This window comes from Neisseria mucosa, assembly GCF_003044445.1.
Lineage (GTDB): Bacteria > Pseudomonadota > Gammaproteobacteria > Burkholderiales > Neisseriaceae > Neisseria > Neisseria mucosa_A.
In genome coordinates this window covers 17356-37277 of sequence record NZ_POWX01000015.1, presented here as the reverse complement: position 1 = coordinate 37277, position 19922 = coordinate 17356, and the positions used below count along the sequence as shown (strand labels likewise).

Annotated in this window: 18 protein-coding genes and 1 tRNA gene; 9 read left to right on the top strand and 10 right to left on the bottom strand. The window is 51.5% G+C overall.

Annotated features, from left to right (window positions below; genetic code table 11):
- Nucleotides 1–70: 70 nt before the first annotated feature.
- Together DBY90_RS09085 and murJ are read right to left on the bottom strand one after the other, a co-directional pair.
- On the bottom strand, nucleotides 71–1045 hold the full coding sequence (locus tag DBY90_RS09085; RefSeq protein ID WP_083286765.1) for a glycosyltransferase: 975 nt from the start codon (nucleotides 1043–1045) through the stop codon (nucleotides 71–73).
- A gap of 177 nt (nucleotides 1046–1222) precedes the next feature.
- On the bottom strand, nucleotides 1223–2764 hold the full coding sequence (murJ, locus tag DBY90_RS09080) for a murein biosynthesis integral membrane protein MurJ (protein WP_070493020.1): 1542 nt from the start codon (nucleotides 2762–2764) through the stop codon (nucleotides 1223–1225).
- Nucleotides 2765–2974: 210 nt separating this feature from the next.
- Between murJ and DBY90_RS09070 the strand changes: the two genes are divergently transcribed.
- From DBY90_RS09070 to cysS, 3 genes are all read left to right on the top strand, one after another.
- Complete coding sequence (locus DBY90_RS09070; protein ID WP_070493023.1) at nucleotides 2975–3673, top strand: thiol:disulfide interchange protein DsbA/DsbL; 699 nt, start codon at nucleotides 2975–2977, stop codon at nucleotides 3671–3673.
- A 194-nt stretch (nucleotides 3674–3867) separates the two neighbouring features.
- A complete protein-coding gene (gene obgE / locus DBY90_RS09065) occupies nucleotides 3868–5022 on the top strand; it encodes a GTPase ObgE (RefSeq protein WP_070493027.1) in 1155 nt (384 codons plus the stop codon).
- Between the two features lie 182 nt (nucleotides 5023–5204).
- The gene (gene cysS, locus DBY90_RS09060) at nucleotides 5205–6626 is read left to right on the top strand and encodes a cysteine--tRNA ligase (RefSeq protein WP_070493030.1); all 1422 of its coding nucleotides are present in this window, start codon (nucleotides 5205–5207) and stop codon (nucleotides 6624–6626) included.
- A gap of 85 nt (nucleotides 6627–6711) precedes the next feature.
- On the opposite strand, the gene DBY90_RS09055 is transcribed toward cysS, so the two are convergent.
- Nucleotides 6712–7227, bottom strand: coding sequence for an acyltransferase (locus tag DBY90_RS09055; RefSeq protein WP_411713479.1), 516 nt, complete (start codon nucleotides 7225–7227; stop codon nucleotides 6712–6714).
- 283 nt (nucleotides 7228–7510) lie between these two features.
- On the opposite strand from DBY90_RS09055, the gene rpmE reads away from it, so the two are divergent.
- Both rpmE and DBY90_RS09045 read left to right on the top strand, forming a co-directional pair.
- Complete coding sequence (rpmE, locus tag DBY90_RS09050; RefSeq protein ID WP_016686438.1) at nucleotides 7511–7726, top strand: 50S ribosomal protein L31; 216 nt, start codon at nucleotides 7511–7513, stop codon at nucleotides 7724–7726.
- Between the two features lie 169 nt (nucleotides 7727–7895).
- A complete protein-coding gene (locus tag DBY90_RS09045; protein WP_070493036.1) occupies nucleotides 7896–9548 on the top strand; it encodes an ArnT family glycosyltransferase in 1653 nt (550 codons plus the stop codon).
- 218 nt (nucleotides 9549–9766) lie between these two features.
- On the opposite strand, the gene DBY90_RS09040 is transcribed toward DBY90_RS09045, so the two are convergent.
- From DBY90_RS09040 to DBY90_RS09015, 6 genes are all read right to left on the bottom strand, one after another.
- Nucleotides 9767–10255, bottom strand: coding sequence for a TlpA family protein disulfide reductase (locus DBY90_RS09040; RefSeq protein WP_070493039.1), 489 nt, complete (start codon nucleotides 10253–10255; stop codon nucleotides 9767–9769).
- Nucleotides 10252–10638: an acyl-CoA thioesterase gene (locus tag DBY90_RS09035; protein WP_070493043.1), complete on the bottom strand. Its 387-nt coding sequence runs from the start codon at nucleotides 10636–10638 to the stop codon at nucleotides 10252–10254. The genes DBY90_RS09040 and DBY90_RS09035 overlap by 4 nt, the downstream gene beginning before the upstream one ends.
- Nucleotides 10638–11000 carry a hypothetical protein gene (locus DBY90_RS09030; protein WP_019270038.1) on the bottom strand — a complete coding sequence of 121 codons (363 nt, stop codon included), beginning with the start codon at nucleotides 10998–11000 and terminating at the stop codon, nucleotides 10638–10640. Before DBY90_RS09030 ends, DBY90_RS09035 begins: the two co-directional genes overlap by 1 nt.
- 298 nt (nucleotides 11001–11298) lie before the next feature.
- A complete protein-coding gene (locus tag DBY90_RS09025; RefSeq protein WP_107987048.1) occupies nucleotides 11299–13407 on the bottom strand; it encodes a TonB-dependent receptor in 2109 nt (702 codons plus the stop codon).
- Nucleotides 13408–13775: 368 nt separating this feature from the next.
- Nucleotides 13776–14282: a pantetheine-phosphate adenylyltransferase gene (gene coaD / locus DBY90_RS09020; protein ID WP_016686445.1), complete on the bottom strand. Its 507-nt coding sequence runs from the start codon at nucleotides 14280–14282 to the stop codon at nucleotides 13776–13778.
- Nucleotides 14283–14410: 128 nt separating this feature from the next.
- Complete coding sequence (locus tag DBY90_RS09015) at nucleotides 14411–15097, bottom strand: Bax inhibitor-1/YccA family protein (RefSeq protein WP_019270041.1); 687 nt, start codon at nucleotides 15095–15097, stop codon at nucleotides 14411–14413.
- 252 nt (nucleotides 15098–15349) lie between these two features.
- On the opposite strand from DBY90_RS09015, the gene pyrE reads away from it, so the two are divergent.
- The 4 genes from pyrE to DBY90_RS08995 all read left to right on the top strand — a co-directional run bounded on the left by pyrE (nucleotide 15350) and on the right by DBY90_RS08995 (nucleotide 18263).
- Nucleotides 15350–15991 carry an orotate phosphoribosyltransferase gene (gene pyrE / locus DBY90_RS09010; RefSeq protein WP_070492910.1) on the top strand — a complete coding sequence of 214 codons (642 nt, stop codon included), beginning with the start codon at nucleotides 15350–15352 and terminating at the stop codon, nucleotides 15989–15991.
- A gap of 112 nt (nucleotides 15992–16103) precedes the next feature.
- Nucleotides 16104–16565 (top strand): MJ0042-type zinc finger domain-containing protein, encoded by a 462-nt coding sequence (locus DBY90_RS09005; RefSeq protein ID WP_070492911.1) that lies wholly within the window; start codon nucleotides 16104–16106, stop codon nucleotides 16563–16565.
- Nucleotides 16562–17872, top strand: a complete 1311-nt coding sequence (gene argA, locus DBY90_RS09000) for an amino-acid N-acetyltransferase (RefSeq protein ID WP_070492913.1) — start codon at nucleotides 16562–16564, stop codon at nucleotides 17870–17872. The genes DBY90_RS09005 and argA overlap by 4 nt, the downstream gene beginning before the upstream one ends.
- Before the next feature lie 315 nt (nucleotides 17873–18187).
- Nucleotides 18188–18263, top strand: a tRNA-Thr gene (locus tag DBY90_RS08995).
- 57 nt (nucleotides 18264–18320) lie between these two features.
- On the opposite strand, the gene DBY90_RS08990 is transcribed toward DBY90_RS08995, so the two are convergent.
- Nucleotides 18321–19814 (bottom strand): KAP family P-loop NTPase fold protein, encoded by a 1494-nt coding sequence (locus tag DBY90_RS08990; RefSeq protein WP_070492938.1) that lies wholly within the window; start codon nucleotides 19812–19814, stop codon nucleotides 18321–18323.
- Nucleotides 19815–19922: the final 108 nt, after the last annotated feature.

Sequence of the window (19922 nt, the reverse complement as noted above, 5' to 3'; positions counted from 1 at the left end):
TCCCTACCCTACTTTGACAAAAGGTCGTCTGAAAACCTGTATTGGTTTTCAGACGACCTTTTTGAGTCTGTCAATCTTTTGCCATTATCTTGGAAGCTGCCAGAAGCTTTAACAACAAACGGCTGCGGAATACATGGCACAAAAGGCGTACGTCGCGGCGGCGGTTGAATTTGCTGGGATAGCCCGCCATTCGGAAATCGTAGCCGTTTTCTTCCAGCCTGCGGAACAGTTCGTCCGTAGAAACACCGCTTTTAAGCATCGAAACCAAATGGATGAATTGGAAGGAATCCCGTATTTCCAATAACCTGCGGACAACTTTAGGCGGCTGTCCCGGTGTGGCGAGCAGGCGCGTATATTCCCTTACTGCCAAACCGATGTCGTCGAGGTATTTCTTCGTCTGCTCGGGCGTACGCTTGCTGCGCATGGCGGATTCGGGGTTGTCGACATAATCATAAACAACGGTATTGCTGGCAATGACGGTTTGGCATTGCAAAAAATACTCGGTCAAAAATACGCCGTCTTCCAAATATTTCATGCCTTCGATAAATTTCAGCCCCGCTTTTTCCAACAGGCTGCGTTTGTAGATATACGACCAAACGCACGACCAAAACGGATAGCGGTCCATATAATCCGCCAAACCGATAACCTCGTCTTCATTGGCGGGATAGCGCGCATCGACATTGAATTGGAGCATATCCGCATCGGAACGCTTCATTTTTTCAACCAAACCTGTCAAAAGCGGCGGATCAATATTGTCGTCGTGATCCATAAACATCACATACTCCCCGCGCACTTTAGACAAACCGATATTGCGCGCCCTGCTGACTCCGCCGTTGGGCGTATCAATCAACTGCGCCTGCAATTCGGGATGTTCATTGAAAAACTGCCTGAACTGAGCCGAGGTATCATCGGTAGAGCCGTCGTTTACAACAATAAATTCCATCTCTTCGACAGCCTTATGCAGACCTGCAAAATGACGGCACAAACCTGCCGCAAATTTTCCTCCATTATAGACGGGGACGATGAGTGAAACTGTTATCGACATAAATCTGCATCCTGCTGAGAAGGTTAACCGATTAAAGATAGACATTCACCGCGTATTTAAGTTTCAAGTTTAATATTAAAGACGCTAATAATTTTTATAACATACCATCTAGGAAATAAGGGACAAGCTTTCCAACCTATGCATCCGGTTTTCAGACGACCTTTCCATGCTTCTGGTTCAATGCGTTTCCACCCGTTTGAAATCTCTCGGTCTAAAACCCATCGCAGCCAACGAAACGAAATACAAACCGCCGCCTATCGCAATCAGGATGCACAACTGCCCTGCTTTGCGCAAACCGCCGACATGCACCCACTCAAACGGCAGGTAAGCCTGCGCCGCCCACAATCCGCCACCCATCACGGCAAGCGACAGCAGCATTTTACTTAGAAAACTCCCCCACCCTTTACCAGGTTGGTAAATACCGTGTTTGCGCAACAGGTAAAACAGCAATCCCGCATTGATACACGCGCCCAAACCGATGGCAAGCGAAAGCCCGACGTGTTTCAAAGGACCAATAAAGGCAAGGTTCATCAACTGCGTGCAGATAAGCGTAAAGATGGCAATTTTGACGGGCGTTTTGATGTTTTGCCGCGCATAGAAACCGGGTGCCAACACTTTAATCATGATTAAGCCGATCAAACCAAAAGAATAGGCAATCAGCGCATGTTGCGTCATCTGCGCGTCAAACAGCGTAAATTCTCGGTACATAAACAGCGTCGCCACCAACGGGAACGACAACACCGCCAGCCCGACCGCCGCCGGCAGGGTCAGCAACATGCATAGGCGCAAACCCCAGTCGAGCAGTCCGGAAAACTGCTCCGTATTCTGATTGGCGGCATGTTTGGACAAAGTCGGCAGCAAAATCGTACCGAGCGCAGCCCCCAAAACGCCGCTGGGTAATTCCATCAGGCGGTCGGCGTAATACATCCACGAAACGCTGCCCGATTGCAGATAAGAAGCAAAAATCGTGTTGATAACCAAAGAAATCTGCGCCACGCTCACACCCAAAATCGCAGGCGCCATCTGTTTCATCACGCGGTTGACCGCCGCATCTTTAAAATTCAGTTTGGGTAGTTTCAAAAAGCCCAGTTTCGCCAACCAAGGGAGCTGAAAGCCAAGCTGCAAAATACCACCGACAAAGACCGCCCAAGCCAGCGCAGTAACGGGCGGATCAAAATACGGTATGAAATACAGCGAAAAGACGATAAAAGAGATGTTTAAAAACGTCGGCGTAAACGCAGGAATGCTGAACTTATGATAAGAATTCAGTATCGAACCTACAAAGGAAGACAACGAAATCAACAAGATATAAGGAAACGTAATCCGCAGCAAATCGATGGAAAGCTGAAATTTGTCCACCTCCTTGGCAAAACCGGGCGCGGAAATCCAAATCACCCAAGGCGCGGCAAGAATGCCCAGCGCGGTAACGATGACTAAGACAAACGACAGCATCCCCGCCACATGGCGAATAAACGCCTCCGTCGCCTCTTTCGAACGCGTTTCCTTATATTCCGCCAAAATCGGCACGAAAGCCTGTGCAAACGCCCCTTCCGCAAATACGCGGCGCAGCAGGTTCGGCAGTTTGAACGCCACAAAAAAGGCGTCGGTCGCCATACCTGCACCAAACGCACGGGCGATTACCGTATCGCGCACAAATCCAAGTATGCGCGACACCATCGTCAAACTACCGACCTTGGCCAAAGCCCCTAACAAATTCATCCGTTTTATTCCTTCAAAAGTCCAAACGTCGTCTGAAAGCGCGTATTGTACGACAGAATTGAATAGAACACTTTTTTCAGACGACCTCTTTCAACATCGTCTGAAACCATCATTTCCCTACATGAAACCGTCTTTTTCGCATCAAACCATATATTAAACTGCCAAAATGCAATAAAATCTCCCATTTAACCAAACTATCACGGAGTAAACATGAAACTGAAAGCCTTGGTGCTAACCGCAGCCCTGCTTGCCCTGGCCGCCTGCGACAACAAAGCCCAAACCAGCGTCCCTGCCGACAGCGCGCCCGCAGCCTCAGCAGCTTCCGCTGCACCTGTCGCTTTAGTTGAGGGGCTTAACTACACCACACTCAGCACGCCTATTCCCCAACAGCAGGCAGGCAAAGTCGAAGTCCTCGAATTTTTCGGCTACTTCTGTCCACACTGCGCCCACCTCGAGCCCGTTTTGAGCAAACACGCCAAAACATTCAAAGACGACACCTACCTTCGCACCGAACACGTCGTCTGGGGTGATGAGATGAAACCATTGGCGCGCCTCGCTGCCGCTGTCGATATGGCGGTCGCCGACACCAAAGACATTGCAAACAGCCATATTTTTGATGCCATGGTCAACCAGCAAATCAAACTGCAAGACCCGGAAGTCCTCAAAAAATGGTTGAACGAGCAAACCGCTTTTGACGGCAAAAAAGTCCTCGCTGCCTACGAATCTCCCGAAAGCCAAACGCGTGCCGACAAAATGGCGGAGCTGACCAATACGTACAAAATCGACGGCACCCCGACCGTTATCGTCGGCGGCAAATACAAAGTCGAATTTGCCGACTGGGAATCAGGTATGAAAACCATAGACCTGCTTGCAGACAAAGTGCGTGAAGAACAAAAAACAGCCAAATAATCCCAAAAAAGCAGACAGCCGTCCGAAACCGCGATTTCAGGACGGCTGTTTTCACAAAAAATCAGGCAAAAAATCAAGTCGGACAGAGAAACGGGCGCACATCCCCCATATCCCTTATAATATCCCCCATTCCCATTTTTCAGACGACCTCCGACACAAAAAGTCGTCTGAAACCCAAAATACAAGAGAACACCATGAAATTCATCGACGAAGCAAAAATCGAAGTCGCCGCAGGCAAAGGCGGTAATGGCGCAACCAGTTTCCGCCGAGAAAAATTCGTACCGCGCGGCGGCCCCGACGGCGGCGATGGCGGAAAAGGCGGCAGCGTCTGGGCGGAAGCCGATGAAAACACCAACACCCTCGTCGAATACCGCTTCGTCAAACGCTACCAAGCCAAAAACGGCGAAAAAGGCCACGGCTCTGACCGCTACGGTGCGGGCGCGGACGACATCGTCCTCAAAATGCCCGTCGGCACCCTTATCCGCGACCTCGACACCGATGAAATCGTCGCCGACCTCACTTACCACGGCCAGCGCGTCTGCCTCGCCAAAGGCGGCAAAGGCGGCTTGGGCAACATCCACTTCAAATCCTCCGTCAATCGTGCCCCCAAACAATCCACGCCCGGCGAAGAAGGCGAAACCCGTTCCCTGCAACTCGAACTCAAAGTCCTCGCCGATGTCGGCTTATTAGGCATGCCTAACGCCGGTAAATCCACCCTGATTACCGCCGTATCCGCCGCGCGCCCCAAAATCGCCAACTACCCCTTCACCACCCTGCATCCGAATTTGGGCGTCGTGCGCATCGACGAAAACCACAGCTTCGTCATGGCCGACATCCCTGGTCTGATTGAAGGCGCGGCAGAAGGCGCAGGTCTCGGCCACCGTTTCCTCAAACACTTATCACGCACTGGTCTGCTGCTGCACGTCGTCGATTTAGCCCCCTTCGACGAAACCGTCAACCCAGCCGAAGAAGCACTCGCTATCATCAACGAATTGCGCAAATACGATGAAGAACTTTACGGCAAACCGCGCTGGCTGGTGCTGAACAAACTCGACATGCTCGACGAAGAAGAGGCCAAAGCACGCACCGCCGCCTTCCTCGAAGCCATCGGCTGGGACTACCCCAAACCAGACGACCGTTTCCAATTCGACATGGAAACCCCGCGCCTCTTCCAAATCAGCGCGCTGACCCACCAAGGCACGCAGGAATTGGTACACCAAATCAACCAATACTTGACCGAGAAAAAACGCATCGAAGCCGAGAAAGCCGAAGCGGAGCAGGCAGCGGCAAATGTCGAGATTGCCGAGCAACAGCCTAAAACCGATACAGGCGTGTTTAAGCCGGAGTAAAAAATTTCAGACGACCTTTGTTTGATAAAGAGGTCGTCTGGAAAATATGCAACGAAACAAACACAGCAATGACTTTCCACAAACTTATTTTAGAATCTAAGTGAACTCGATTTCATTCGTAGACGCCGTCTAAGCGGTTTTCAGACGACCTCATATACTAACGCCCCTCTTAGTGAATGCCTATGACCACCATCTACAACACCCTGACCCGTCAAAAAGAACCTTTTACCCCCATCGACCCTAAAAACGTGCGTATGTACGTTTGCGGTATGACCGTTTACGACTACTGTCACTTAGGTCATGCCCGTGTGATGGTTGTGTTCGACATGATTGCCCGTTGGTTGCGCGAGTGCGGCTATCCGCTCACTTATGTGCGCAACATCACCGACATTGACGACAAAATTATTGCCCGTGCGGCTGAAAACGGCGAGACCATCGGCGAACTGACCGCGCGTTTCATCCAAGCCATGCACGAAGATGCTGATGCTTTGGGAGTCTTGCGACCCGACATCGAGCCGAAGGCGACAGAAAATATCCCGCAAATGATTGCCATGATTGCAACCCTGATTCAAAACGGCAAAGCCTATCCTGCCGCAAACGGCGACGTTTACTATGCCGTGCGCGAGTTTGCCGCTTACGGACAATTATCGGGCAAATCGCTGGACGACCTGCGCGCAGGCGAGCGTGTGGAAGTGGATGGTTTCAAACGCGATCCGCTTGATTTTGTGTTGTGGAAAGCGGCGAAAGCAGGCGAGCCGGCATGGGAAAGCCCTTGGGGCAACGGCCGTCCGGGTTGGCACATCGAATGCTCCGCCATGAGTGAAAACCTGTTCGGTGATACTTTCGACATTCACGGTGGCGGCGCGGATTTGCAGTTCCCTCATCATGAAAATGAAATCGCCCAAAGCGTCGGTGCCAGCGGTCATACCTGCGGCCACGACCACGCGAAAACTCACCACGGTCAAAGCATTGCCAGCCACGTTAAATACTGGCTGCACAATGGCTTCATCCGCGTGGACGGCGAAAAAATGTCCAAATCGCTGGGCAACTTCTTCACCATCCGCGAAGTGTTGAAACAATACGACCCCGAAGTCGTGCGCTTCTTCATCCTGCGCGCCCACTACCGCAGCCCGCTGAACTACTCCGACGCGCATTTGGATGACGCAAAAGGTGCACTGACCCGCCTGTACACCACATTGAAAAACACGCCTCCCGCCGCGTTTGATTTGTCCGAAAACGCCAACGACTACACCCGCCGCTTCTACGCCGCCATGAATGATGATTTCGGCACAGTCGAAGCCGTTGCCGTGTTGTTCGAACTGGCAGGCGAAGTGAACAAAACCAACGACGCACACCTCGCCGGCTGCCTGAAAGCCTTGGGCGGCATCATCGGTCTGCTGCAACGCGACCCGACCGAGTTTTTGCAAGGCGGCGCGGTTTCAGACGGCCTCTCCAACGAAGAAATCGAAGACTTAATTGTTCGACGCAAACAGGCGCGCGCGGATAAAAACTGGGCAGAATCCGACCGCATCCGCGACCTTCTGAATGAACACAAAATCATTCTGGAAGACAACGCCGGCGGCACGACTTGGCGTCGCGGCTAATTTGCTGTGATACGAAAAAAGGTCGTCTGAAAATCATTTTTCAGACGACCTTTTGATATTTGATTGAAAGCAGTGATGTTTGTACTCAATCTTCCAGCAGATTCTTCTTAATGACTGCAGGATTCCCCGCTGCTACGCAGTACGGCGGCACATCTTTGGTTACCACAGCCCCAGCGCCGATGACTGCTCCTTTGCCTACCCGGACACCACCCATAATAATCGCACGCCGTCCGATCCAAACATCATCCTCAATCACAATCGGATTGACTTCCGTATAGCCCTCATATTTCAAAGTTTCACGATTAAACTTGTGATTATTAGAATAAAACAAACACTCCGGCCCCATCATGACATTATTGCCTATCGTCAAACCGTAGCATATTTCGCAATTAACGCCGACACCCGAGTTATCGCCGATCACCGTATCCGGCATGACATATGCGCCCTTTTCAATATTGACGTTTGTACCGATATGAGGCGACACTCTTTTTGCTAAAAAAACACGGACTCTTTTAGCAGGCGTGCCTAAAACACGACAATAAGACGGCGGCAGCAAACCGCTGACCACACGCAGAATCAAACCATTTACTTTTGCCTTCATTCCTATACGGTCCCTCATTTGATAAATATATGTCATCAGACCTATATTTTGCATAAAGTTCAATAAGAAAGCAAAAATTCTTAAAAAATTACTCAAATAAACAATACGATAAATAATTCAGCATCTTATTATCCCAATCATCATTTCAAGAACACAAAAGCAACGCCGATCAACCTCTCTCGGGCAATATCCTCTTGACGGAACAGAAAAAAACAGCGAGAATCCGACTCTTGTCTGAAGCATAGGTACATCCCCTATGCCCGCTTAACCGAAAGGAAACAAAATGAAACAAGATATCCATCCTAATTACCACGAAATCAACGTTACCTGCTCTTGCGGCAACAAATTCGTCACCAAATCCGCGCTGGAAAAAGACAGCTTCAATATCGAGGTTTGCTCTTTGTGCCACCCGTTCTACACCGGCACCCAAAAAATCGTCGACACAACCGGTCGCGTGGACAAATTCAACAACAAATTCGGCAACCTGTTCAAACGCTAACCGCCGCTTTGCTGAAATAAAAAAGACTGCATTTTATGCAGTCTTTTTTGCTTTATATGTCGTCTGAAAATGCATTTTCACCAGTTCAAAACCCAAATCCCTCCTTTCAGACGACCTCCCGCCAAATCTTTGCTAAACTACACGAAAATACGTCCACATCCTCAAACCTATGCTCACCTACACTCCGCCCGACCCGCGCCAACCCGCCAAAACCCATGAAAAACCCTGGCTCTTGCTGCTGATGGCATTTGCCTGGCTGTGGCCGGGCGTGTTTTCGCACGACTTGTGGAACCCCGCCGAACCCGCCGTCTTCACCGCCGTCGAAGCCTTAGACGCAGGCGCGACGCCGTTGGTTGCCCATGTGTTGGGACAGCCGGATTTTCAGATTCCGCCCGTCTATTTGTGGGTGGCGGCGGCGTTCAAACACCTATTGTCGCCTTGGGCGGCGGATTCTTATGATGCCGCGCGTTTTGCGGGCGTTTTCTTTACGATTATCGGACTGACCGCCTGCGGTTTTGCCGGATTCAACTTTTTAGGCAGACACCACGGGCGCAGCGTCGTCCTCATCCTGATCGGCAGCATCGGGCTGCTCTCGGTCGCGCATTTCCTCAACCCCGCTTCCGTCGCCTTTGCCGCATCGGGCATGATATTGTGCGGTTTCTCGTTGGCGCAACGCCGCGTCATTACCGCCTCGCTGCTGCTGGGCGGCGGTTGGGCGTTGCTGTCGCTTTCATCGGGCTATCTGATGACCGTCGCGCTGATGTTTTTAGCCCCCGCCCTGCTGCTCGATGCGCAATGGCGCGTCAAACGCTATTACCTGACGCTGGTCGGCGCGTTTGCCATCGGACTGCCGCTGTTGACGGTTTATCCGCTCATCTTCTCCAGAACGCAGCCCGAACTCTTTTCCTTCTGGCTGCACCACCACTCGCTCGGCGCATTCGGCGGCTTGGGTGATTTTCAGACGACCTTCAGCCTGTTCTATTATCTGAAAAACCTGCTCTGGTTCACGCTGCCCGCGTGGCCGCTCGCTGCATGGACGTTGAGCCGCCCCCGCATACGCGAAAAAAACTGGAGCGTATTGTGCATTTCGTGGTTCCTCATCGTCCTCAGCATCCTTGCCGTCAGCCCGCAACGCCTGCAAGACAACCTCGTTTGGCTGCTGCCCCCGCTCGCCCTGCTCGGCGCGGCGCAACTGGACGGATTGCGGCGCGGCGCAGCGGCGTTTATCAACTGGTTCGGCATCATGGCATTCGGACTGTTCGCCATCTTCCTGTGGACGGGCTTTTTCGCCATGAACTACGGCTGGCCCGCCAAACTCGCGGAACGCGCCGCCTATTTCAGCCCGTATTACACGCCCGACATCGACCCGATGCCGATGGCGGTCGCCCTGCTGTTCACCCCGTTGTGGCTGTGGGCGATTACCCGCAAAAACATCCGCGGCAGACAAGCCGTCACCAACTGGGCGGCAGGCGTTACGCTGGCGTGGGCATTGCTGATGACCCTGTTCCTGCCGTGGCTTGACGCCGCCAAAAGTCACGCGCCTGTCGTCCTCCAAATGGAAGCCTCCCTCTCCCCCGAACTGAAACAACGGCTTTCAGACGACCTCGAATGTATCAGCATAGCCGCCGAAGACCGCCGCGCCCGTATCGCTTGGGCGCAATACAGCGAATTGAAACCCCACATCGACGACGCTGCCTGCCGCTACCGTCTGGTGCAGCAGCCTAAAAACACCGACGCGCCGCAAGGCTGGACGAAAATCTGGCAGGGCGCGCGCCCAAGGAACAAAGTGGAAGGCTTCGCTTTGTTGGAAAAAGCGGAATGAATCCGCGATGGGTATGAATAACGAACGTCGTCTGAAAACCTGTATTTTAGATTTTCAGACGACCTTTTAAATCATCTAAGGTTATGAAGAAAGGCACACAAAAACAATATTGCCGAAACTGCTGTCATTTTCGCATCAATCAGTATTTGTGCAAAAATGAATCAACGCGTTATCCCAATAAATACATAAGGGCGCATCATTGCGCCCTTTTTTGATTGCTATTTCGCCAATTCTTTGTCGATTTCCTGATAAAGCTCAGCGAAGTTCGGTTCACCGACAAAGGTTTTCAGGATTTCGCCTTTTTTATTAATCAGAAAAGAAGTCGGGTAAACCTGCGTGCCAAATGCTTGTGCGGCGGCTTTATCGGCATCAAACATGACGGTAAAGGGCAAACCGTATTCTTGGACGTATTGGGTTACGCTTTCCAGAGGGTCTATCGGTTGGGCAATGCCGAGGACTTGAAAATCTTTTCCTTGATAGTCTTTGGACATTTTGATGACTTTGGGCATTTCGCTGACACAGCCCGGACAGGAAGGAAACCAGAAATTGATGAAGCTGACTTTGCCTTGCAAATTGGCGTTGGACACCGGTTTGCCTTGCAGGTCGGACAAAGAGAATGCAGGAGTAGGTTTGTTATCCGGAATAAGGACGATGGCGAGCAGCGCGCCGATAATGGCAACTGCGGCAATGGTAATGAGCTTTTTCATGCTTCGGCGTATTGTTTTAAAAGAGTAAAGAGAGGTTCGGGAATGCTGATGCTTCGCCCGCTTTCTGCGCTGACGACCATCAAAGTGCTTTCAGCTTCGACGGCATTTTTACCGCTGGGCAAAACGATGTTTTGAGTAAGGATAATATGGCGTGAGGTCAGCTCTTTCAGACGACCTTCAAAACGCAATATGTCGCCATCGACGGCGGCACGGCGATAACGGATGTCGGTGCGGACAACCACCAGCATCAAGCCGTCGATTTCGGACAAGAAACCGTGTTCCTCAAAAAATGTCCAGCGCGCTTCTTCGAGAAATTCGAGATAGCGCGCGTTGTTGACATGACCGTAGCCGTCAAGATGGTAATTGCGGACGCGGACGTTCATCAGTTCAGATTAAAGGGTTGAAAGGCTTCACGGGCGAGCGGTTCTTGCTCGAGGTCGGTAATAACGGTAGAAAGCTGGATGTCGAACCATTCGTTGAAAATATCGGCGTCCAAATCAGGCCACTCGCTCTCATCTTCGCACCAGTCGGCAAGTTCGGCAGCGAAAATGTCTTCAAACCGCGCTTCAATTTCGTCCCATACTTCGTCGGCGGTTTCACACGGACGGACGAGATAAGAATTGGCATCGGCTTGAATATCTTCAAGCGTCAAACCGTCAAGATGATTGCCGGGCAGGGTTTGCAGCCAGTTCCAAAAAGGATCGAGCGGGATGAGCAGGAAGACGCTGCGGTTGACTTCGTACATGATGTTTTCCTTGATTTCAGATAAGGGAATGATATAGCAAAGGCCGTGCAAACGCTATCTTTACGGGCTACCGCATTCTTTGCAGCCTTAATAAGCGTCCCGCCTTATTCATGAGCGTATAGAAGGTATAGTGGATTAACTTTAAACCAGTACGGCGTTGCCTCGCCTTGCCGTACTATTTGTACTGTCTGCGGCTTCGTCGCCTTGTCTTGATTTAAAGTTAATCCACTATAAAAGGTCGTCTGAAAAACCGTGTTTCGAGTTTTCAGACGACCTTTGTTCTGTTTTCTGACCGGGATTAGAAACTGTAATTCACCCGCGCCGTATAAGTGCGCGGCGCGCCGGGCATGGCGTCGGAACGCCAGTATTTTTGATTGAACAGATTGCCGACGGCGAAAGTGAGGTTCAGATTTTTGCGGTTCCAGCCGAGCATGGCGTCGGTGCGGACGAAGCCGGGAAGCGTGGTGGTTGCTTTTTGGCTAGAGTTGTAGCCGTAGCGTTTGCCCGTACCGGTTACGCCGATTTCGCCGTAGAGGTTTTCAGTCGGCGTGTAACGGAAAAACAGGTTGCCGGTAACGTTGCTGGTGTTTTCCAAATGGATGCCCACGCGGTTTGGATTTTCCTTGTCTTCAACCACTTTCGCCTGCATCACGCCCAACGAGCCGCGCAGGTAGAGTTTTTTGGGGATGATTTGTCCGATGGCGGACAACTCCACGCCGCGCGAACGGTGTTTGCCGCCGACTGCCCAAGTGTAGGGATCATTTTGCGCATCGGGGCGGTAGCGGATATTGAAGCGTTCGATTTGGTAGGCGGACAATGTGGTGCTGAGGCGATCGTCCAGCCAACTGCTTTTGACGCCGGTTTCGTATTGGCGGGTGTACTCGGGGTCGGCGTTGAACACGGCGGCAGACGAAGTGTCGATACTCAAATAGCCGCCGCGTCCGCCATAAGGCGCGAAGCCTTTGTTATACGAGGCGTAGAGCGTGTGGGCGGGCGTTACGTTCCACACTGCTCCGATGTTGGGGCTGAACGAGTGTCCGCTGTATTGGCGGCTGCTGCCGGTGAGTTTGTTTTCGGAATTAAAGGTGTATTTGTCGTAACGGCCGCCGAGGACGAATTTCAAATCGGGCGTAGCGGAGAAGATGTTTTGCACGAAGATGCCGTAGGAGTCGGCTTTGTGGCGGTTTTGGGTGAGGACGGGTTGCAGCCTGCCCGAAGCCGGCCAGCTTGCGCGGTCATAGGGGTTGATGGAGGCGGAAAAGGCGCGGCTGAAACCCAATGTCGGGTTGCGGCGTTCGCGGCTGTAATCCAGGCCTACGGTCAGATGGTTTTCAAAACGGCCGATGGTGTAGTCGCCGTTGAGTGTGAAATTGGACGACAGGGTTTTGTTGTCGGTCTGCTGCCAGGCGTAGTTGCGTTTGATGCGGCTGCCGTTTTCGCTGCCTGCATAGAAATGGTCGAAATCCTGCGCCGCCGTGCGGTGGGCGAGCTGCCATTGGGCGCGCCATTTGTCGTTGAAGGCGTATTCGAGGTCGGAACGCCAAACTTGCAGCTTGTCTTTGACAAAATCGTTCGGGTGGGCGAAACCCATGCGGTAAGGCAGTCCGAAGCGGTCGTACACGGACTTGGTCGGGCTGCGGTCGGGCGTGCGCTCCACATTGTCGTAGGTGTATTGCCCCGTCCATTTCAAGCCGTTGTCGAGTTTGACGGTAATGCTGGGCGAAACCATGACGTTTTTGCTGTCTATGCCGCTGCGGAACGAATTGGCGCGCCCGACTTCGCCGGTGAGGCGGATGGCGACGTTTTTGCTCAGCACTTCGTTGATGTCCATATTCAGGCTGCGGTTTGCCCACGAGCCGTAAACCGCACCGATGTTGCGGCTTTGTTTGAAGTTGGCGTATTTGCTGACCATATTGATGACGCCGCCGCCGTTGGTGCGGCCGTAAAGCACGGAAGACGGACCTTTCAGGATTTCCACGCGCTCGATGTTGGCAGTGCTGCGGCGCACCTGACCGCTTTCGCGTACGCCGTCGCGGTAAATATCGGATGCGTCGGCTTGAAAACCGCGCAGGAAAATGCTTTCGCCACGCATATCGTAGGCAGCGTCAATGCCGGCGTTGCCTTCGAGGATGGAACTCAAATCGTTCGTACCGTAATTTTTGTTTTTCTGGATATTGAGCGTATCGACGGTTTGCGGCGTTTCTTTGATGAGCTGTCCGTTGCGGGTAACGGCGGCTTCGTCGTAGTTGATGTAGCCTTTGAGTACGCTGGTGTCAGACTGTCCGACCACGGTAACGGTGGGCAGCGTGGCGGTGTAATGTTCACCATCGGCTGTATCGGCAGCATACAGCGGGAAGGCGGAAGCAATCAGGGCGGGAAGCAGGGAAAGACGGGCGGAATAGTGCATGTTCAACTCGGAAGGTGAAGGGATGCGGCATTATAGGAAATATTTTTGTTTAATTGAGATAATTGATAACAATTATCTTTATTTATGACAAATCGTGTTTATATTCTGCAACGAAGCAGCTACTAAGAAAAATACATTTAAAATGAATACTATTATCTGATTATTAAATATATAGTGGATTAACTTTAAATCAGGACAAGGCGACGAAGCCGCAGACAGTACAGATAGTACGGCAAGGCGAAGCAACGCCGTACTGGTTTAAAGTTAATCCACTATAAATTTAGAATTACACAAACACCGCCATAAATCGAAAGGTCGTCTGAAAACCTGCGTTTCAAGCTTTCAGACGACCTTCTCGTTAACAACATTTAAGTTTCATAATCCTGCACGATTTTTTTGTACACGGCTTCGGGCAGGTAGCGGCGTATTATGTCGTGCCAACCATCTGGGCCGACCAGGCCTTTGACCATAGTGGAAGACACTTCGGCGATTTCGCGCGGCGGCATCAGGAAAACCGTCGAAATTTCGGGTGCAAGGTCGCTGTTGATATAGCGCATGGAGCGTTCGTATTCGTAGTCGGCGGCGGAGCGGATACCGCGAACGATAAAACCCGCTCCGATTTCACGCGCGTAGCGGACCAGGAAGCGGTTTTCAAATACGCTGATGCGGACATTGGGAAAGTCGCCCGTAATCGCTTCGAGCATGGCGCGGCGTTCGTCTATGGTGTAGGTGTTGCGTTTTTCGGGATTGATGCCGATGGCGACGACGAGTTCGTCAAAAAGAACCTGAGCTTCTTGTATCATCCAAAGATGGCCGAGGGTCGGCGGGTCGAAGCTGCCTGCGTAAACGGCGCGGCGCGGGGGGATAGTGTTCATGGGTAGTAGGATGAGTGATGGCAGCCGTCAGAATAGCGGGCGGGGAATGGAATGTCAAAAAGGTCGTCTGAAAACCTGTTTGCAGTTTTCAGACGACCTTTGAATTCTTTCGTCAGATGCGTAAACGGTTAATCATCGCCGCTGAACGCCAGCAGAATCCGCAGCAGGCTGCTGAAGATATTGTAGATGGAGATGAAGATGGTCAGAGCCGCGCTGATATGGCTGTCTTCGCCACCGTCAATCACCGTACGCACCTGCCACATAATCATCAGCGAGCTGAACAGGACAAACGCTGCCGAAACGGCAAGGCTCAATGCCGGGATTTGCAGGAAGAAGTTGGCAATCATCGCGATCATCAATACCACCGCGCCGACGGTCAGGAAGCGGCCTAGCGAATTCATATTGACATTGGTGCGGCGCGCCATTGCAGACATGGTAAAGAACACACCGGCAGTCATGGCGGCGGCGATGCCGACGATTTGCGTACCGTTTGGAATAGCGAGCGTATATTGCAGAAGCGGGCTGATCAGCACACCCATGCCGAAAGTGAAGATCATCAGGAGAGTTGCGCCGACATTGCTGTAACGGTTTTTCTCAATGAGGAAAGTCATGCCGTAGAAGAACACCAGCACGGCAACCAGCCCCATCCAGCCCTGACCGAACAGAGAGAACAGATTCAGTCCGAATTGGCCGCTGAAATATGCGCCGGCAACGGCGGGAATGAAAGACAGGCCGAGCAGGCGGTAGGTTTTTTGCAGGACGGTATTTTTAGCAACCTGTCCTGTGACGGTATAGTCGTAAACGTCGTTTCGCATGGCGTTTGCTCCTGAAAAATGGCTTGAAAACAAATAAATTCGGATTCTAACAGTAAATCATCGGCTTGGGCATATCAAGTATGACGCCGTCGCCGCTTACCGATAGATAATGGCGGATGGAGGATTTTAAAGGGCTTGAATGAAAGAGGTCGTCTGAAAACCAGAAAACCTGTTTTCAGACGACCTGCATTTTCCTCATGAATCCTTTATAATCTCTTCCTTTATAAATCAATATCTTTCGAAAGAAGCAAAATGTCCGATTTCCGTCAAGATTTCCTCAAGTTTGCGCTGGCGCAGAATGTATTGAAATTCGGTGAATTCACGACCAAGGCAGGCCGTCAGTCTCCTTATTTTTTCAACGCCGGACTGTTTAACGACGGCGCATCGACGCTGCAACTGGCGAAGTTTTACGCGCAGGCGATTATTGAGAGCGGCGTGAAATTCGACATGCTGTTCGGCCCGGCTTACAAAGGCATTATTTTGGCGGCGGCGACGGCTATGATGCTGGCGGAAAAAGGCGTGAACGTGCCGTTTGCCTATAACCGCAAAGAAGTGAAAGACCACGGCGAAGGCGGTGTGTTGGTCGGTGCGCCGCTCAAAGGTCGCGTATTGATTATCGACGACGTGATTTCTGCGGGAACATCTGTGCGCGAATCGGTCAAACTGATTGAAGCGGAAGGCGCGACCCCCGCCGCTGTCGCCATCGCACTCGACCGCATGGAAAAAGGTACGGGTGAATTGTCTGCGGTTCAGGAAGTCGAAAAACAATACGGCCTGCCCGTCGTCGCCATTGCCAACCTGAACGACTTGTTCACGCTCTTGCAAAACAACGCGGAATTCGGCGGCTTCCTCGAGCCGGTCAGAGCCTACCGCGAACGCTACGGCGTTGCCTAAAATACGATGAACAAAAAGGTCGTCTGAAAACGGACAACCCCTTTTCAGACGACCCCATCCAATCAAACACACATTAAAACAACACATTCCACACTTTACACGGAAAACACCTATGCCCGCATGTATCTGCCCACACTGCAAAACTTCACTTTGGGTCAAAGACACCCAGCTCAACGTCGCACAAGGCTTTGTCATCTGCAACAAATGCGAAGGCCTGTTCAAAGCCAAAGACAGCCTGGCGCCGTCCTCCGCCCCCGCCAACTCCGACACACTGCCCAACGCCGTAACCGACGTTCGCCTCGTACACGACATGGGCGGCAATATCCGCAACCGCAAACAACTCTCCCGCCACGAAATCGCCAACCTGCTCGACAGTGCCGAACGCGCCAAAAAGGCCAAAGAAGAGGCGGCACGACGTGCCGAAGAGGAAAAGCGGCGGACTGAAGAATTCCAAGCCTTGATGGCTGCCGCTGCCAAACCCGCCAAATCCGAAGAAGGCTTCAACTGGACGCTGGCGGTACTGGTTGCGCTGACCGTCCTCATCATGCAGCTTTTCTATCTGGTCTTGTTATGAACACATCTCCGGGCTTTGTTGCCGATTTTCGCGAAGCCGCGCCCTATATCCACTACCTGCGCGGCAAAACACTGGTTATCGGCATCACCGACAGCCTGCTCGAAGGCGACACCCTGAACCGGCTTGCCGCCGATTTCCACCTGCTTGCCGGCTTGGGCGTGCGCCTCGTGTTGGTACACGGCACGCGCCATTTTCTCAACTGCCTCGCCGCCGACAGACAATTCGTTCCGCAATACCACCGCAACCGCCGCATTACCGACGATGCCACCCTGCGCGACGCCAAGCAGGCGGTCGGCATGATACGCAGCGACATCGAAGCCGCCCTGTGCAGCAGCGCATCCGCGCCCTTACGCAACAAGCCGATTCCCACCGCTTCGGGCAATTTCCTCACCGCCCGTCCGCTCGGCGTCATTGACGGCATAGACATGGGCTACACCGGCATCGTCCGCAAAACCGACACCGACTCCATCAACCGACGCCTCGACGACGGCGCCATCGTCCTCATCAGCCCGCTCGGACACTCCTACGGTGGCAAAACCTTCAACCTCAGCATGAGCGAAGCCGCCGAAGCCGTCGCCGTCGCCCTTCAAGCCGAAAAACTCGTGTACCTGACCGAAGAAGCCGGCATTTGCAACGCCGACGGCGTCCTCATGTCCACCCTGTCCTCAGGCGAAGTCCGCCACCTGATAGAAACCGCACACAACGTCCCCGTGCGCCTGCTCCAAGCCGCCGTCAACGCCGTCGAAAACGGCGTCAGCCGCGTTCAAATCCTCAGCGGGCGCGAAGACGGCGGACTTTTACGCGAACTCTTTACCCGCGAAGGCTGCGGCACCGCCATCGCCCGCGATGCCTTCGTCTCCATCCGCCAAGCCCACAGCCGCGACATCCCGCGCATCATCGCCCTGATACGCCCGCTGGAAGAACAAGGCATCCTGTTGCACCGCAGCCGCGAATATCTCGAAAACCACATCTCCGGCTTCTCCGTCCTCGAACACGACCGCAACATCTACGGCTGCGTCGCCCTCAAAACTTTCGACGACCCCGAAATCGGCGAACTCGCCTGCCTCGTCGTCTCCCCCGAAGCCCGCGACGGCGGCTACGGCGAAATGTTGCTCGACCACCTTTTCCAAAAAGCCCAAAGCTTGGGCATCCGCCGGCTGTTCGCCCTCTCCACCCATACGGGCGAATGGTTTGTCGAACGCGGTTTTCAGACGACCTCTCCCGATGCATTACCCGAAGAACGCCGCCGCGACTACCTTGCCAACGGCCGCAATTCGCAAGTGTTCGTCCGAAATATCGAACCTTGATGCGACACGTTTTGCGCCTCCCGTTCATCCGACCTCGCGGTCGAACCCATCATTCAGATTTAGCTTGTTCACTGTTAAATATTATATTTGGACGAGGGCTGACAGCTTGCCGATTCCGGATAAACCTGCCCAACCCATTGCCGTTTCCGGGCGGTTGGAAGGAGTGGAAAGTCAAGAATCAAAACAATATCCCCATACGGTTTTTTTAAAAAAGGTCGTCTGAAAACACGGCATATATTTTCACCGAGCAACGACTTTATCGGGAAATACGAACTTGCTGATCATCCCGTTTATGTATATGATAACGAATACCGTGCCGGTGTAGCTCAGTCGGTAGAGCAGCGCATTCGTAACGCGAAGGTCGGGGGTTCGATTCCCTTCTCCGGCACCAGATTGGATAAAGAGAGGTCGTCTGAAAACTTGGTTTTAGGTTTTCAGACGACCTTTTTTATTGTGGTGTTTGTTCAAGGCTGAGGACTTGGAAAGTATTTTTCAAAATACCAAACAGTTTTTGCGACATAAATTTTAGCGATAATCCTTGACGATAACCTAAATTACTATTCATTAAGAACCTGAAATTCATTTCCTCATTCCAATATTCTGCAATATCACTGCCACGAAAATTGAACCGAGGATCTTTAATGCAACTATAGTTAATTAATGTAATAGCCAGTATATCTGTTTCCTCGGAAATATAAGTACGCTGTTCATCATTGAAGTCAGGTAATGATTGGATATTGAATAATTGAGCAAAATCTTCGGCATGTGTGCGATTTCTATTAATATCTTCAGCTAATTTTGGATAAAAACAAAAGATAAATATAGCTGTAATAATGAGCAATTTATATTCAATTACAAAATCTTTCCCTAATCCTTGGGCTAAAGAATTAAATATTTCCAAATATCGTACTAATGTTTCCGTTTCTCTTAGCGACAGATTATTTCGTTGAATAATCTCACCAAGAAAATTCATGATTCGATTATTTTTGATTAACAGAGATAATTCGTCATTCAGTTCTATTAATTCCTGACAATAACGAATTGATACAAATTTTCTTTCTTCCTCAAACGGAGCCACAACCTTATCCGGCAAGGTAAAGCTATACTTCAAAAACTTATCCAAATATTTGTGCGCATCCACTTCCACCCCATACCGATGATTAATCGCTGCGCGCAGTTGCTTGGTGTTCGTTACCAGCACGACTTTGACGTTTTCAACCTCAAAGACATGCTTGATGACCTCCAACATATCGACGGCGTAATCGGGGCGGCAGCGGTCGAGTTCGTCGATAAACAGGATAATCGGTTTTTCCGCTGCAAATTCTTTTAGGCAGGCTTTGAGCGTTTCCAGATTTTTTTCCGCTTCGATTTGCTCTTTCAACAAGGCTTCGACGGTTGCATCAATAGTTGCATCAATGGAATGGCTAGCAAGTGTGGTGGCAGCACCAGCTACGGTTGCCGCTGCATTTTTTGCTTCTTGCTTATCATTTATAATTTGGCTCATTCCTTCTGCTAAATCTTCCACATTTTGCTTTAGGACATGACCAACCGCTGCATTGGCAACGGTTTTCATCAAGAATCCTGCGGCTTTCGCGATTTTCCTAATGCGATCTTTATGTTCTTCAATAAGCTTTTCGTCAGAACCTTCAGGCGGTGTACAGGTTTTGATGATTTCGGCAAGCAATGCCAGCAGAGGCTCTCCGCTGTGGTCTGAACGGAAGGCGTCAATATAGACGGGCTGATAATCGCGATGTTGCTCCTGCATAAGCCGAATCAGTTTTTGGCAAAATTCGGTTTTACCCGTTCCCCAGCCACCGTCGATTACCATGGGGGAGAGGTCGATATCTGAGGTAAGCAGCCTGATAATGTTTTCGGCTATCGGCTTACGCTTGAATTCGTCTTGTGTATCGAAAGTGGGTTTTTCTAAAGTTTGAGTTTCCATGTCATCCCTTTGTCTAATCATAAATTCAAATAAGAATACCCGCATCGTCATTCCCGCGCAGACGGGAATCCAGACCGCAATCATTCACCCGTAGGTCGGATACTTGTA

Excerpts from the sequence above, each read along its gene's own strand:
- DBY90_RS09085 (WP_083286765.1), bottom strand. The coding sequence starts at position 1,045 with ATGTCGATAACAGTTTCACTCATCGTCCCCGTCTATAATGGAGGAAAA.
- murJ (WP_070493020.1), bottom strand. The coding sequence starts at position 2,764 with ATGAATTTGTTAGGGGCTTTGGCCAAGGTCGGTAGTTTGACGATGGTG.
- DBY90_RS09070 (WP_070493023.1), top strand. The coding sequence starts at position 2,975 with ATGAAACTGAAAGCCTTGGTGCTAACCGCAGCCCTGCTTGCCCTGGCC.
- obgE (WP_070493027.1), top strand. The coding sequence starts at position 3,868 with ATGAAATTCATCGACGAAGCAAAAATCGAAGTCGCCGCAGGCAAAGGC.
- cysS (WP_070493030.1), top strand. The coding sequence starts at position 5,205 with ATGACCACCATCTACAACACCCTGACCCGTCAAAAAGAACCTTTTACC.
- DBY90_RS09055 (WP_411713479.1), bottom strand. The coding sequence starts at position 7,227 with ATGAAGGCAAAAGTAAATGGTTTGATTCTGCGTGTGGTCAGCGGTTTG.
- rpmE (WP_016686438.1), top strand. The coding sequence starts at position 7,511 with ATGAAACAAGATATCCATCCTAATTACCACGAAATCAACGTTACCTGC.
- DBY90_RS09045 (WP_070493036.1), top strand. The coding sequence starts at position 7,896 with ATGCTCACCTACACTCCGCCCGACCCGCGCCAACCCGCCAAAACCCAT.
- DBY90_RS09040 (WP_070493039.1), bottom strand. The coding sequence starts at position 10,255 with ATGAAAAAGCTCATTACCATTGCCGCAGTTGCCATTATCGGCGCGCTG.
- DBY90_RS09035 (WP_070493043.1), bottom strand. The coding sequence starts at position 10,638 with ATGAACGTCCGCGTCCGCAATTACCATCTTGACGGCTACGGTCATGTC.
- DBY90_RS09030 (WP_019270038.1), bottom strand. The coding sequence starts at position 11,000 with ATGTACGAAGTCAACCGCAGCGTCTTCCTGCTCATCCCGCTCGATCCT.
- DBY90_RS09025 (WP_107987048.1), bottom strand. The coding sequence starts at position 13,407 with ATGCACTATTCCGCCCGTCTTTCCCTGCTTCCCGCCCTGATTGCTTCC.
- coaD (WP_016686445.1), bottom strand. The coding sequence starts at position 14,282 with ATGAACACTATCCCCCCGCGCCGCGCCGTTTACGCAGGCAGCTTCGAC.
- DBY90_RS09015 (WP_019270041.1), bottom strand. The coding sequence starts at position 15,097 with ATGCGAAACGACGTTTACGACTATACCGTCACAGGACAGGTTGCTAAA.
- pyrE (WP_070492910.1), top strand. The coding sequence starts at position 15,350 with ATGTCCGATTTCCGTCAAGATTTCCTCAAGTTTGCGCTGGCGCAGAAT.
- DBY90_RS09005 (WP_070492911.1), top strand. The coding sequence starts at position 16,104 with ATGCCCGCATGTATCTGCCCACACTGCAAAACTTCACTTTGGGTCAAA.
- argA (WP_070492913.1), top strand. The coding sequence starts at position 16,562 with ATGAACACATCTCCGGGCTTTGTTGCCGATTTTCGCGAAGCCGCGCCC.
- DBY90_RS08990 (WP_070492938.1), bottom strand. The coding sequence starts at position 19,814 with ATGGAAACTCAAACTTTAGAAAAACCCACTTTCGATACACAAGACGAA.